Origin of the sequence: Flammeovirga sp. MY04 (genome assembly GCF_001682195.2) — a bacterium.
In the GTDB taxonomy this organism is placed as follows: Bacteria; Bacteroidota; Bacteroidia; order Cytophagales; family Flammeovirgaceae; genus Flammeovirga; species Flammeovirga yaeyamensis.
Map to the genome: position 1 here is coordinate 270,989 of NZ_CP003561.2, position 15,236 is coordinate 286,224.

Here is a 15,236-nt window from a genome sequence, read left to right on the forward strand (position 1 = left end):
TTTGCTTAATCGTGGATTAACGCAGGATGTTTGTCCTTATATTCTTGAGCGGATTCAGTAGTAAAGCGTTCTACAAGTGGTTGGCCTGTTCCTCTTGCTGCCTTAATTTCTGTATCCCAAGCTTTTCTTAGTTCTTCTAATTTGTCTTTGTATTGATCATCACTTGCTAAATTGTTTAGCTCATTTGGATCTTCCGAAAGATGATATAATTCCTCATACACAGGAGCTTCTCCTTCTAAAGAGCTTTCTGCAAAGCTTCTGTAAACTGGAATTTCCTTATCGTTCATACCATACAAAACACTATTTACGTTCATCCCCAAAGCCTTCGCATATTTGATGCGTTTAGAGGCAGAGAACGTCTCGTTTTTATAGTATCTGATGTACTTCCATTCTTGATTTTGTACTGCCTCACATCTAGGGTTACCAAAGTGAGTCGACCAAAGGTTTTCTGTGAATACATACGATCTAAACTCCGCTTCTTGGTTGGTTAACAACGGAGTTACATCTCTACCTTGATACACCTCCGGAATATCAATTCCAGCATTGGCTAACATAGTAGGAGCGATATCAATACTTTGCACCAAAGCATCGTTTCTGTGTACTCTTTTCTTCTTAGGAATTCTTGGATCGTACACAATCGTCGATACTTTTGTGCAGTACTCATACAATAATGCCTTACCACCAAGACCATACTGTCCCATCAATAAACCATGGTCAGAGGAGAAGATAATGATCGTATTTTTATCTAATTTCAGTTCTTTTAATTTATCCTGAAGGTGACCTACTAAGCGATCAATACCTGTCATTGCTTGATACTGACGAATTAATCTTTCCTTAGTTAATTCTGGCGTATCCACATGATCATAAATCGTTTGTCTGTCTTCCACTCTCAATAAATCTGCTGGAAGCTTAAGCGCTTTGATGTCCTTTTTAGCGATATAATTCTCCGGTAAAGGAATCTCCTGATCTCTCAAGAAGCTTTTATAAATTTCATCATCACCTTCTCTTTGTTGCATTGTTGATGTACTCGCACCATGAGGTAAGTTGAAACACAAATTGATCAAGAAAGGCTGATCTGTAGGACGGCCTTCCATCACCTTAAACGCTTCTTTGATTCTGAACTCATTGTTATCCAAAACATCAAAAGCAGCTTCTTCGACAATCTCGATTTGAGTATCATTTTCGGCGCCTCTAAAGATTTTATGGCGGTCTTTAGGATAGAAACCCAAGTGCCTGTGACCTCCATAGAAGTAATCGAAAGAGTTCTCCATGACCATCGACTTGTACCCGTTTTTTCCAAGAGGAGTGTGGTTCTTGCCAATATAAGCCGTAAAGTAACCTGCTTTTCTCATCACCATAGGGTAGGAGTTTTGCCAAGCTTCTTCCGAAAGTGCAGTAGCCGAATTAAAGTTGACACCATGCTTTCTTTCGTATTGCGACATCAACATAGATACTCTACTTGGCATACAAATAGGGCTGGTGATGTGTGCATTGGTAAACAACGTTCCTTCATTCGCTAAACGATCGATATGAGGCGTTTTCACCACTTTATTTCCCGTTACACTTAAGTAATCGTAAGGTTGATCGTCCGTTAATATGAAGATGATATTTGGTCGTTGTTCCTTACTCTTCTTCTGCCCATTTGATGTTGACACGCAGGCAAGTAAGCAACCAAAAATTATAAGTAATCGATTCATTGTATTCATTATTTAGCTTTCGGTATTTGTCAGTTTATTGACATACAAGTAATACGCTCCTTGTTTTTTATTTTCTTTCGTGATGAAGAACGCTTCCAAAGTCGTTTCCCCCTTTGGTACTTCCACTGTAAAGCTCACCTCGTTCCCTTTCTTCTTGATGTCCTCCGACCATGTCTGATCACCGATTCTTAAACCTGCTTTATGAACATCAAATACTTTTCCTTTTGGCAGGTAGTAACCTTCCATTTTCGATTTGTATTCGGGAGCCACTTCATTGTTCATTAAGTGTGCTTCTTCAGGGTAACGCTTCAAAATAAATTCATACTTACCGGCAGTCGTAAAGTCCACTCTCCACTCACCGTTTCCTTCTACACCTTTACGAATCAATTTCTGATTCCAAGGAATCTGAGCCTCTTCTTCTACATGCCAATCGTGAGCCGTTAAGAAAGCAGATTTCGATTCCATAGCTCCCAATAAGATATAAGGAAACTGACCGAATGATTTTTCCTGATCAGCCCAATTGTCTTCGTAAGCCTGACGTAATTCTTTTACCAATTCTGGATGCTGATCTGCGATGTCTTTCTTTTGAGCAGGATCTGAAGATAAATCAAATAACTCTGTGCCGTTTACTAAACGCCAATTTCCTTTCATAGTGTATGATTTTCTCCACTTTACAGGATACTCCAAACGTTGAGAATCCCCAATCAAAGTTCTATTAGGCAACTCACTTTTTGATGTTAATGACTTCGTGATATCCATCCCATCAAAATCAATATTATCGGTGTTTTTGATGTTACACAAGTTCATCAACGTCGGAAGTAAATCGATATGTGCTGTTAAATCATTCATATCGTATCCTTTTTGGATGTTCCCGTCTTTCCAGTAAATGAAACAAGGTACTCTATGTCCACCTTCGTATTCAGAACCTTTGTGTCCTCTCATATCGGCTGTAAATCCTTGCTTGCCCGCACCAAATGCAGTACCATTATCGGTCATGAAAATAAGAATAGTGTTATCTGCAATTCCCCATTCTTCTAGTTTGTTTCTTAGTATTCCAAGGTGGTCATCTACTTGAGTAATTAAACCATAGAATTTTGATAATGTCTTGTTTAAGCCTTTGTCTAAGTAAGGTGTAACATAGTGTTGTTCTACGTTCAATGGACCGTGAGGAGCATTGGTTGAAATGTAGCAGAAGAAAGGATTGTCTTTGTTCTTTTCGATAAAGTTCATTGCCGAGTTGAACCATACTTCAGTACAGTGGCCAGGCATTTGCTTTTCTACACCGTTATGGATGTACGTATCGTCGAAGTAATCGTTGTTCCAGAAGTCAGGCGTTTGTCCAACACCACCGCCACCGTGAGTAAGCACCTCTTGGAAACCTCTAAATCTTGGATTGTAAGGGTAATTATCACCTAAATGCCACTTACCAAACATAGCCGTTTTATAGCCATTTTGGGCGAAAATATCCGCCATTGTTTTTTCATCTTCGTATAAAATCGATCTTCCCATCACTGTATGCCAAACACCTACACGATTGGCATATCTACCCGTCATAATCGAAGATCTTGATGGAGCACAAGTAGGGCTCACATGGAAGTTGGTTAATCGAACACTCTCACTATGCAGTTGATCCATATGTGGAGTATCAATCATTTTATTGCCATGAGCACCAATATCCCCATAACCCTGATCGTCTGTAATAATTAAGATCACGTTAGGAGGAGTATCGTTTGATGTTGTTTGATTTTTTGCACAACTGCCTAGGATTAGAAGCAGTCCAATAGAAAAAAAGTAAGATAATCTCATCGTAATAGTCGGATAATAAAAAGAGAAATGGGAAGTAAATAAGGGTGCTTCCCATTTCTAAATCTTCTCGTTATTATTTATTTATAGTCACACTCTTTGCGCTTAGTGTAGCGCCAAGTTCTTTACTTCTAGGCATTGGTGATGCACTACCAATAGAAACCGTAAGTTTACCTTTTGGATTCACTTCCTTACCTTCCTCATCAAAGATGATTCTCTTGTCTTTAGGAATAGTGAATGATATTTCTTTTGATTGTCCCGGAGCTAAACGAACTCTTTGGAAGTCCTTTAAAGAATGGTTTGGAGCACCGAATTTCACCTCATAATCTGATAAGTACAATTGTACTACTTCTTCAGCTTCTACAGTTCCTTTGTTGGTTACTGTTATTGTAGCTACTAAATCTTCTTTCGACTTAATTTTATCTTTGTTGAATTTGATATCGCTATAGTCGAATTGCGTATAAGTAAGACCGTAACCGAATGGGTATAAAGGATCCACATCCATGTAGCGGTACGTTCTGCCTTCCATTGTGTAATCGTCGTATGCCGGAAGTTGGTCTAACGATTTAGGGAACGTTAATGGTAATTTACCTGAAGGTGATTCGTTACCGAAAACGATATCTGCAATAGCTTCACCACCTTCTTGACCAGGATACCAAGCAAATAGAATAGCATCTGCTACATCAACAATGTCCATCAAGTTCATTGGGCTACCGCCAGTAATAATCACAATCAAAGGATTTTTTGATTTCGATTTGATCTTCTTCAAGTAATCGATTTGATTTTGAGGAAGTTTGATGTTGTTTCTATCACCTTTTGCATCCGAAGCGATGGCTTCACCTTCTTCACCTTCGATCAGTCCTGAGATACCTACCACTGCAATACATGCATCAGCAGAAGCCGCCTCGCCAGTTGACCAATCGATAGGGTTTACATTTGGGCGATCCAATAAAATACCTTGCTTGTAGTTGATACTTGTTCCCAAGCTCACTTTACTTACAATACCTTCTAAGATGTTCGTCATTGTACCACTCATACCGAAGTAGTTACCCAATAACACTTCCGAGTTGTTCGCGTTTGGTCCTACCACGTAAAGTGTTCTAATGTCTTTCTTTAAAGGAAGTGCGTTATTATCATTTTTAAGAAGTACAGCTGATTTTAAAGCCGCTTCATAAGCCAAACGTCTGTGTGTATGACAACCTACAGTATCTGAACTTACATTATTGAAAGGGTTGATTTCTTTTGGATCTAATAAACCCAATTTGATTCTAGTTCTTAGTAAGTTCGTTAAGCGTTCATCCACTTCTTTCTCAGTAATAAGACCTTGATCGATAGCTGCAACAACGCTTTCTTTATATACTTTACCACAGTTTAAATCAGTTCCTGCTTTGATGGCAGCAGCTGTCGCCTCTGCACCGTCTTTATACACTTTATGGTGTGCGTAGAAGTCTAAAATAGCACCACAATCAGATACTACATGACCATCAAATCCCCATTCTTTTCTTAAGATATCGTCTAATAGTAATTCAGAACCACAAGCTGGCTCACCGAATACTCTGTTATAAGCACCCATCACTGCTTCAACATCTCCATCGACAACCAATGTTTTGAAAGCAGGTAAATACGTTTCTCTGAAATCTTTCATCGAAGGAACCGCATCAAAAACGTGACGGTCTTCTTCTGGACCAGAGTGTACCGCATAGTGCTTAGCACAAGCTGCAGCTTGTAAATACTTTTCGTGATTTCCTTGTAAACCTTTTACAAAGTGTAAACCCATCTGACCAGATAAATATGGATCTTCTCCATACGTTTCCTGACCACGACCCCAACGAGGATCTCTAAAGATGTTTACGTTTGGAGACCAGAAAGTAAGACCAGCATATCTACTTCTGTTATCCATTTCTTGTGCAACTAAGAATTTTGCTCTTGCTTCAGCACCGATAGCAGTACCAATATTTTGCAATAAATCTTTGTCGAAAGTGGCTGCCATACCGATTGCCTGAGGGAACACAGTGGCTCTACCATTTCTTGCCACACCGTGTAATGCTTCGTTCCACCAGTTGTAGGTTGGAATATGTAAACGAGGAATACCCTCACTAACGTCGATTAATTGAGATGCTTTTTCCTCTAGAGTCATTGCACCTAAAAGTGCTTCGATTCTTTCATCTGTATCTCTATATGGATCAAGCCAAATAAATTCTTCTTCTTGAGCCTTTAGCTGAGTTGTTGTTGTTAGGAATAGGAACCCTAAAAAATAAGATGTAATTCTTTTCATTTCAAAAACGCTGTTTAGTTATTCATTTGCTTAGGTAGACAATATAGCTACTTCAGAAGATGATATTTCAAATTTAAATTATTTAAACAGGTTCATCGGGAGTTTATTTGTTTGATTAAGGGGGGAGAAATTAAAAACCCTCATAGAAGGTTACTCTATGAGGGTTTTTGTCGTCGGTCGTCTTATTTCGTCTCAATTAAAAATAGAAGAAAACTATAGTGTTTGTTTTAGTTTTTCTTCTGAAACTCGTTGCTTAATTTCGAATCCATTGAGAACCACAGGAACATCCTGCGCGTAGTTTTGAACAATTACTTTAACAGCCGATTGGCCGTCGGAGTAGATGTAATAAGTAGCTTTTGCTGGATACAAGTTTCCAAGTTTAACACCACTTGTAGGCTCTATTGCTGGAATAGGCATACGATTACCTTTATTGTCTTTTACACTTATCTGATAAGTGTTTAATTTCTTCTCTAGAATGGCATTTCCTTTTACTCTTGCCAATACTTTAATCGAGTGATGGTAGGTAGTTAACTCATACTTTCCTTTAGGAAGGTTGTTGAACGTTAACTCGATTTGATCGTCTGCTTTTGCAGTTACACCATCCATCGCTAAGTAAGGTAGGTTACCTAAAAGACCAAATGCAGTATTCCATTTTAAGTCGCCATTTTTAGCGGTAACACTTACTTCTGCATTTTCATAATCTTTTAATGTAAAGCTTTTGTTTTCGTCCCAACGGTTCCAATCAAATTGTAACAATTGATCTTTACCACCTAGGTCGACTTTAACAATTGGGAAGTCGTTTACATCAGAAATCTCCTTCTTTCTCATATCAGTTGAGTAAGGGAATGTTTCACCTTCCAATGTTGCCGATTTTAACCCTTTCGCTTTTGCTGTAATCTTAAATTTACCAGCATTCAAAGTAGAGTTCAAGATAATTGATGCCGTACCCCAATACGATTTATTTGGGTTGGCGCCAATTTCTTTACCACCGATTAAAACACCTTCACCTTCGATTTTGAAGGATACCATTGTTTCGTTATCACCTACTACTTTGTTACCGTCTTTATCTACGATATAGGCTCTCACCATTCTCATATCACCGCCACTTGCAAGGATATCGGCATTTTGATCTTCCAATTCAAGTTGAAGTTGATATGCTTTTCCGTATTTGTTCAAAGTATAATCAGCCACTTGCTGACCCCTGATGAAACCTTTGGCTGTTAAATCGCCATATTCGCCCACTAATCTGAATGTATAAGATGGAGAATTACAGAAAGCCCTGTTAGGGTCATCATCAGGTTTTTGTCTTGCGACTAATTTACCGTCGTTGTATAACTCTACTTCATCACAGTTACTGAAAACGACGATGTTATTGTTTTTACTTGCTCTTTCATCCGCAATGTACACCATTGGAACATCCGTCATTTCCGATTTATACCAGAAGTTCACAGGGTTAGGTACTCTGAAGATAGAATAAGGTCTTCTTACTTGCATACCCCAATCTTTTTGGAAAGAGAAGTAATCGTGTGCTGTCCAAAGTGCTACACCAAAACGGTTTGCAGATGCTTTAGATTTCGATACTTCGAACTGATTCTTTAGTGCGTCATCAGAACTACCGTGCTCACATAAGAATGAGAAATCATTCTCAGTTACCGGCATGTTTTGGTAATCCATTGGCGTATAGATATCACAAACTCCAGAGTGCACAGGACCTGTCCAAGGGGCTCCATTAGAACCTGTCATACGTGTAGGATCTTCTTCCTTACACGCATAATGTAAACGTTCTACTGGACCTCTATGGTTTAAACCACCACTCCACATCAAAATCGATGGGTGATTTCTGTGGTTTCTGATCATAATTCTAGTGGCTTCCTCTAGGTTGTCGAACCATTCTCCTTCTACGAAGTGAATCCAAGAAGGTGCTTCTTCAATCAATAAGATACCTAGTTCATCACATGCTTCGATAAACGCATTGTCGTGAGGATAATGTGCCAAACGAACCACGTTATAACCAGTTTCTTTAAACTGTTCAGCATCTTTTCTATGTAAACTGTTGGCAACAGCATCACCTACATAAGGGTATTGTTGGTGCTTGTTTACACCGACCAATTCAATATTCTCACCGTTTAATAAGAAACCTTCACCATGGATGAAATCAAACTGTCTAATTCCAAGAGGATTCTCTACAACATCCATCAATTGATCGTCTTGATACACTAAAGTTTGCACTTTGTATAAATAAGGATCATCAATTGACCAACGTCTTAAATTCTCTGTAATACCTGTAGTTTGTTGGAAAGTATGAGATGCTTTTGGTGCAATTTGATACGTTTCTGTTGCTTTAGTAACTACATAACCTTCTTTATCCACTACTCTTTGAACAACCGTTGTTTTAGAAGGAGTAGACTGTGTGTTCTTCACTGTTGATCTGATGTTGATCGTTGCATTGCTTTTCGAGATCGTCGGTGTAGTGATGAATACACCCGCATATTTATCTTCCCAATCGAAAGTAATGTGTACAGGATTCTTCACTACTAAATATACATCACGGTACAAGCCACTGTAAAGAATATAGTCTCTACGATCGCCATCAGGAGGAATAACTGGGTTTGGACGGTTGTCTACGCTTAGCACGATAGAGTTAGCGCTTCCGTCTTTCTTTACATAGTCTGTTACATCAAAGCTAAAAGGAGTGAAGCCACTCACCATATCTTGACCAACAAACTCACCATTTACCCAAAGTTTAGTGTTTTGGTGTGCTCCTTCGAACTCTAGAAAAACCTTTTGTTCTTTTGTTGCTTCTACCTTTAACTCCTTTCTGTAATAGCCAATGTATCTTTGGAAAGTGAGCTGTGAAGAAGTATCTGAAGAGTTATCCAACTCATTAGAAGAAAGCTTCATTACATGAGGGACATTTACTTTTTCCCATTGGCTATCGTCGAAGCCTGGATCGCTAACTTCCTTTTCGTTGAGTTCACCCCGGTGGAAGGACCACTGTTGGTTAATATCTTGTTTCACTCGCGCTTCTTGAAGCTGCTGAGTGGTCTGGGCATTGCCCCATTGGGGCACAATGAGCCCCAATAGGAAAATTCCACAGATTAATAATTCATTTCGTTTCATTTCTATTTGCTTTAGCGTATTAGAATACGTTTTGTTGTTGTTCCATTTTCTGAAATGATTTTTACTAAGTAAATACCATTTTGATAATCGCCTTCTAGGTCTAACTTTACTTGATTCGCACTTAAGTCGAAAGAGAACGTATCAACAACTTTACCGTTCAAATCGATGATTTCCACCTTTTGAATTCTACTTGATGCTCTCAAATTGATTTCTTGGTGTCCATTCAGTGGATTTGGAAAAAGTGTAATTTGCTCTTCTAATCTAAGGTTGTCATCCGATGATAGGATAGGGTTATAGTTTAACTCATCAAAAGTATCTTCAGCAATATTTAAAGTACTTAAACTGCCTCTCTTTACTAATCGAGCAACTAATTCTAGTTCTTGATAATTTACAGGCTCTGCAATGATAGATAAGTCAATATCAATTTCGCTTGTTCCTTCCGCAACTTCTACACGAGCACTTCCCAATAAGAAAGCGTCTCCCCAAAGTTCTAATACGATATCACGATCTTTCGATGCATTGTAAGATACTTTGTAAGTGTTCGTTGTTCCAGATTCTACTTCATTATCACCAGAAACAAAGGCGATTTCATCTGTTAAAATGCTTTCTAACGTGAAAGCTAATTTATCGATAGTTGCTGTACCTGTTTGCGATATCAAATGAATAGGGTAGTTGCCTGAAGGCATTTCTACAGTTGCCTCTGAAGTGTTCATATCAGCATTAAAGCTTAAAGGTGCAGAAACTGTTTCATTATTAATTGTCATCACCACTTCAGAAACATCACTGTCTGATGCACCGTCTACGGCTAATGTATAAATTGCCGATTCGTCTACATTTACAGTATAAGAAGTCCATTCTGATTCGTTTAACACGATATCGTAGTTTGTAGCACCGTCTTTAATATTTACACCCTCATTAATTCTATACTTACCATACTCGTTAACATCATTTAATGAGTGGTAACCAATTGATAAACCACCGATATCAAAATCTTCTGCCTCAATAGTTGAAGGAAGGTCAATATCACTTCTAAATGGAACACGTTGTGTTTGGTTGTAAATATTGATCACTTTCAAGACTACCGAACTTACTGTACCTTCATCATCAGGGAACGTAATTTCTACTGTATTATCTTGTTTAAGTAATGAATGAGGAACAGGAATTTCAATAGAACCAAAGAAGTCTTCTCTGTCTGCTTGATCGTATCCTTTCCAATTATTCAAAGCACTAACAGTTACTCCGTTTACTTTAACTGATGGACGTTTTGTTTTATCGTGTTTTCTACCGATTGACATTCTTAAACGTGCCTCACCATTAGCTGCATCTAGTTCTACATTTTTGAATGAGAAAGTGAGCTTTTCGTTGGCAGCAATCGTCTTCATATGATCTTCTGAGTAATACTCTTTTCTAATTGATTTTTTAGAGAAGATCACAGGTCTTTCTAAATCATAGGTTAATACCACAGTTTCATGTGGTTCAAGTGTTACACTTTGTGGATTAGTGATGTCTTCATCAGAATAAATAGGCGATTCCTCTTTGTAGATCTTTAAGCTTCTTTTATTGACTTTAGATACATTACCCAATCCAGAAACAAAGTTTAAAGCTACTGTTTGATTTTCTCTTCTTAAACTGTTCAAACAAACATAGGCTTTATTACCATCAACAAACGCTTGTACCAATAAATCTTGATCGTTTGTATTAATTCTAACTCTAGTACCTTCCACACCTTTCCAAAGGTCGTAGAAGTATCTTTTAGCCGTGTAGAAATATCTAGTTGGTTTGTTGTTAACGATAGAAGATTTGTCAGGTCTCCATAAGTTAGCACCATAAGGTTCCCAGTCGTTAGCTTCATAGAACCAAGGAGATTTACCTGTGTTAAAAGGGATAGAGATCAACATACGGTCTTCTCTGTCCATTAGTTCGAACATCAAGTGGTTAGTGGAACGAATCGTCTGAATACTGATGATGTCAGAGTAGATGTTGTTTTCTGTTACTGGAATTCCACCGTATTCTGTGATCGCGTGTGGTTTTACTTTACCCCATTTGATGTTACTGTATGTTTCAATCAAATCAAGAATTGCGATAGAATTACTACCTGATCTTTCCGTGTCACCACCTTTTACGTTGATACCGTCATAAAGGTGAGTAGAAAAACCGTCCATATGTTCACCGGCAACATCCATGAACATCTTCATTCTCGAGTTCCAATGTTCAAAATCCCAAAGTTCTAAAGAAGGCCAAGCCGAAGAGTAACCGACTACTTTTGTATCTAGTCCTTCTTCTTTGAATGCTTTACCTATATCTCTAAAGTATTCCGCTGTTTTTCTGCGAACTGCTGCTTCAGTATATTTTCCATTTTCTGTAAACTCATCTGCATGTACGAAAGGTTCGTTTACCGGCTCGTAATAATCAGGACGGAAATCGTCTTCGTAATTGTATTTGAAATACTTTGCAGCAAACTTGCCTGCTTCATCCGTATCCATTTCCATACGAATCATAGCTGACGGGTGGTCCGTTACCACCATTTGTTTCGTCACATATTTAAAATGTGATGAACTCTTAAGTGAGTTGATACTATTGGCACCATCGACCATAATTTTATTATCAGACGGTAAACCGTTTTGAGAAATATAGTCGTTGTATCTACCAAAAGCACCCCAAAAAGAACGGCCTAAAGTGACGCCCCATTCTTTCAGGTCTTCCATGTCTTGATCTTCGTAGTCTTTACCAGGAGCCATGTGGATATTGAAGTACTTCGTTCTATCCAACTCGGACACATCATTTAAATAACGTTGAGTTTCAAAGTCAATAGTCACTGCCGTCTGTGCTTCAACTTTGGTAGTCACAAGGATTGTAGCTAACGCCAATACCTTTGTAAAATTGATAAAAAATAATTTCATACCGAATGTTGATTAGTAATAATTCATTAATTCAAATATAGTAGTCAGAATAGGGTTAGAGTGGCGAAAATTTTTGCTAATACAGGGGGTGATTTAATTCTTTCTTATGTCAATACCCACTACTTTACCACTTCCATCTAAAATCTTCAAATATTATTTGAATAAGTTAAGCGTGTATTATAAAACACAGAATCTCGTATCAAAAACCCCGGATGTAATTCCGGGGCTTCCAATACGAGAAAAAAGTATTTTAAGTATTTATTTTAGTTTGCTGGAGGAACTTCATATTCAAAGAATTTGAAGTTATCGAATAGTACTTCGACTTCTCCTGCTCCACCACAACCAATTTGTAAGTGAAGTTTTGCTTCTTCCCAATCCTCTGGAGCTTGTTTGTCTGTAAGGATGGTAATCTTCTGCCATGTACCTTCGTTTTCAGGTTTCAAGGCATCTGTACAACAACTACCTAACCATTGTTTGTATCCATCAGACCAACCTGCTGCAGGTTGCATTCTCCAAGTCATTTCAAGGTTGTTTCCACCAGGGTTTGAATTAACTTTCACCCAGAATTCGAAAGCATAAGTCTTACCTTTTTCGATCTTAAAGAAACCTGTATTTTGTGCAATTTGAGAATTCGTACTTGCATCCATTTTAGCCATCATCGAATTAGAACCACTCTGAGCATCAGTACTAATGTTTGATAAGTAAGTGTTTCCGTTGATGTTGTAAGGCTCGCCAAATGGAGTGATAGTACCATCTTCAAAATTTGTATTAACTGTGAGTAAGTTCAACAAGTAGATGTTGACTGTTTCATCAGTGAATGTTTCTAATGCTACGAAGTCAGAAGATTCTACGGTACCTACACTAGCATCGTAAGATACTGTTGCAGTTTGAGAGTTTAATAAATCTTGTTCTAAATGTAACTCTATAATACTAGCATCAGCAGGGTTCAATTGGATTGATTTAATCACTGCATCATCAGTACCGTTCACTTTAACATTGAATGCTGCAATTTGCGTTTCATCAACCACATTCATTTCTCTAGAGAATTGTAATTGTACAACACCAGGCAGGCTAATTTCATTAGCTTCAGTCATTAGAACTGGTAAAGTTGATGGAATAACTTCGATAAAATCAACCATTACTAATGAATCAGGACGTCCAAATGGCTCAACTCTTGAAGAAACTAAACCTACATCGAATTTACCCAATTTCTTGTATTGAACTTCAATTGTTTTAGTGTCAAGCGATTCATCCTCGCCTTCCAATAACCATTCAAAAGTATCAGGAGATCCCGAACTAGTATCTGTCATTATTACAATAGAACCTGCTTCAATAACGTACTTTCCGTCTTTTACTGAGTAGTTACCTTCTACTTTGGTTACTGCAAGTTTAGTAGTAATGGTATCTAAAACGTTCACGATAAATAATGAATCGTGATCACGAATACCTGTAGAGTCAGGGAATTGCCACTCAATTTTTAATGGTACATCACCCACTTCCATGAACTTTACATAAGCTGTTTCTTCATCCAAAACAGAATCGTTGTTGTTGATGAAATAATTTGGTGCAGGAATAGACCATTTTCTAGAAGAATAGCCTTTTGAACCATCTGCAATCGCAATTTGGTTGTTTACCTCCACCGTGATTTGTCCTTGGTATGAGGAGAAAATGGCTACGTCTTGGAAGTCCCCGTGAGGAACTACATCGTCTTTTTGGCAGGATGTGAGAGCAGCTGCAAACGCCATCGCTCCTACGCATATATTTTTTAGAAGTTTCATGTTCTAATTAATTTAATTGTTATTTGATGTTAGGGTTAGTTAGTGCTTCGTCTACTGGAATAGGGAAGTAATCATGTGCTAGTGGCGTATAAGCTGCAGCACCCTCTCCATATTCTTGTAAAATTGCGGCTTCAGCGTCGTCTGCTGTTGCATAACGTAACACACCGGCTTCAAGAACAAATTCCAATTTAGATAATCTTGTATATTGCTCTTTTATTTTACCCCAACGTCTTAAATCGACCCAACGGATATCATGACCTTCAAACATTAGTTCTTTTGGTCTTTCATCCCACATGATATGCTCCATTAAAGAGTTGGCATCGTAGTTTAATGGTTCTAACTGAAGTACGCCTGATCTAGCTCTAATTTGGTTAATCAAAGTGACAGCTTCATTCACTGCTGCATCACCTTCTAATTTAAGAATACACTCAGCATACAATAAATAGATATCTGCTAAACGGATAATTCTTTCGTTAATACCAGAGCTGTAGTTATCACCAATACCATCATTTTCGTTTTGGTGGTTTTGGAATTTTCTTAAATAAGAGGCTTCACCGTTATTGAAACCTGCTTTTTCTACTTCTTTTTGATAGTAAATAGTTTCATCATCAGCTAAAGCGATAGAAGCTTCACATCTTAAAGAGTACAATCTACCTTCGTTACGACTATCTGCAGGATCCATAGGATCTTCTTTTAATTGCATTGTCATCCAGTACGATGGCATTACAACTCTCCATCCACCTGCACCACCTGGCGCCATTGTTCTTGCTCTTGTAGTACCTTCAGACCCAGTAGGACCATCTAAGTTACCAGCTGCACCAGAACCTTGCTTTTGTGTTGCTGAGAATACTACCTCAAAGATAGACTCTGAGTTGAATTCGTGCTCTGCATCAAAGTTCCAAGAAATCTCTGGAGTTAATTGATACAAGTCAGGACGATCAACGATCTTTTTGTATTCTGCTTTTGCTGAATTATAATCCTTTTCGTTGATGTATACGTGACCTAAGAAACTTGTTGCTGCACCCCAAGTAGCACGACCTAAGTTTTTGTCGTCCCAAGACTCAGGAAGTTTTTCTTGTGCATGCTTTAAATCTGATAAGATTAAAGCCAAGATTTCTTCACGATCTGAAAGTGGTTTCGCGAAATCTTCTTTAGAAGTAGGAACTGTTTCGTGAAGAATAATATTACCTTGGTTATACGTATTGAACAACCAGTAATAGCAAACACCACGAATAAAGTGTGCTTCAGCTAAATACAATTCTCTTTCTTCTTCTAACATGTCGATGTCTACAATATTCTCCAATACTTGATTAGCACGAAGAATACCAGTATAAAGACCTGCCCACTTTTCTTTTACAACAGAAGTGTTGTCGTTAAAAGAAAGCTTTTGAAGTGCCTGAGCTCCGGCATTCCAGTTGTTCGGACGGCCAGTATCAGATCTTACAGGAGTATTTACTGCTGATGTACCGCCAGTAACACCATGTCCTTGTAGTGCACTATATGTGGCCATTAAGCCTTTGAATGCATCTTCTTTAGTTTTCCAGAAGGAATCTTCTGTAATCGTATTTGGATTCTTTACATCGAAATAGTCTGTACAGCTTGATAATGTAGCTGACAAAGCAAGTCCAACGAATATTTTTGATATTAATTTCATGATTGTGAG

The 15,236-nt window shown here is 38.2% G+C and carries 7 protein-coding genes; all 7 read right to left on the reverse strand.

From position 1 onward, the window contains the following. Nucleotides 1-5: 5 nt before the first annotated feature. On the reverse strand, nucleotides 6-1,697 hold the full coding sequence (locus MY04_RS21205) for a sulfatase-like hydrolase/transferase (protein WP_101958192.1): 1,692 nt from the start codon (nucleotides 1,695-1,697) through the stop codon (nucleotides 6-8). Between the two features lie 12 nt (nucleotides 1,698-1,709). Then, the gene (locus MY04_RS21210) at nucleotides 1,710-3,503 is read right to left on the reverse strand and encodes an arylsulfatase (RefSeq protein ID WP_066214014.1); all 1,794 of its coding nucleotides are present in this window, start codon (nucleotides 3,501-3,503) and stop codon (nucleotides 1,710-1,712) included. A 73-nt stretch (nucleotides 3,504-3,576) separates the two neighbouring features. Then, on the reverse strand, nucleotides 3,577-5,775 hold the full coding sequence (locus tag MY04_RS21215) for a glycoside hydrolase family 3 C-terminal domain-containing protein (RefSeq protein WP_066214017.1): 2,199 nt from the start codon (nucleotides 5,773-5,775) through the stop codon (nucleotides 3,577-3,579). 213 nt (nucleotides 5,776-5,988) lie between these two features. Next, nucleotides 5,989-8,895, reverse strand: coding sequence for a glycoside hydrolase family 2 protein (locus MY04_RS21220; protein ID WP_066214021.1), 2,907 nt, complete (start codon nucleotides 8,893-8,895; stop codon nucleotides 5,989-5,991). A gap of 11 nt (nucleotides 8,896-8,906) precedes the next feature. Next, complete coding sequence (locus MY04_RS21225; RefSeq protein ID WP_066214024.1) at nucleotides 8,907-11,795, reverse strand: T9SS type A sorting domain-containing protein; 2,889 nt, start codon at nucleotides 11,793-11,795, stop codon at nucleotides 8,907-8,909. Between the two features lie 263 nt (nucleotides 11,796-12,058). Then, on the reverse strand, nucleotides 12,059-13,573 hold the full coding sequence (locus tag MY04_RS21230; protein ID WP_158297822.1) for a carbohydrate binding domain-containing protein: 1,515 nt from the start codon (nucleotides 13,571-13,573) through the stop codon (nucleotides 12,059-12,061). A gap of 19 nt (nucleotides 13,574-13,592) precedes the next feature. Beyond that, the gene (locus MY04_RS21235; RefSeq protein ID WP_066214029.1) at nucleotides 13,593-15,227 is read right to left on the reverse strand and encodes a RagB/SusD family nutrient uptake outer membrane protein; all 1,635 of its coding nucleotides are present in this window, start codon (nucleotides 15,225-15,227) and stop codon (nucleotides 13,593-13,595) included. Between the last annotated feature and the right edge of the window lie 9 nt (nucleotides 15,228-15,236).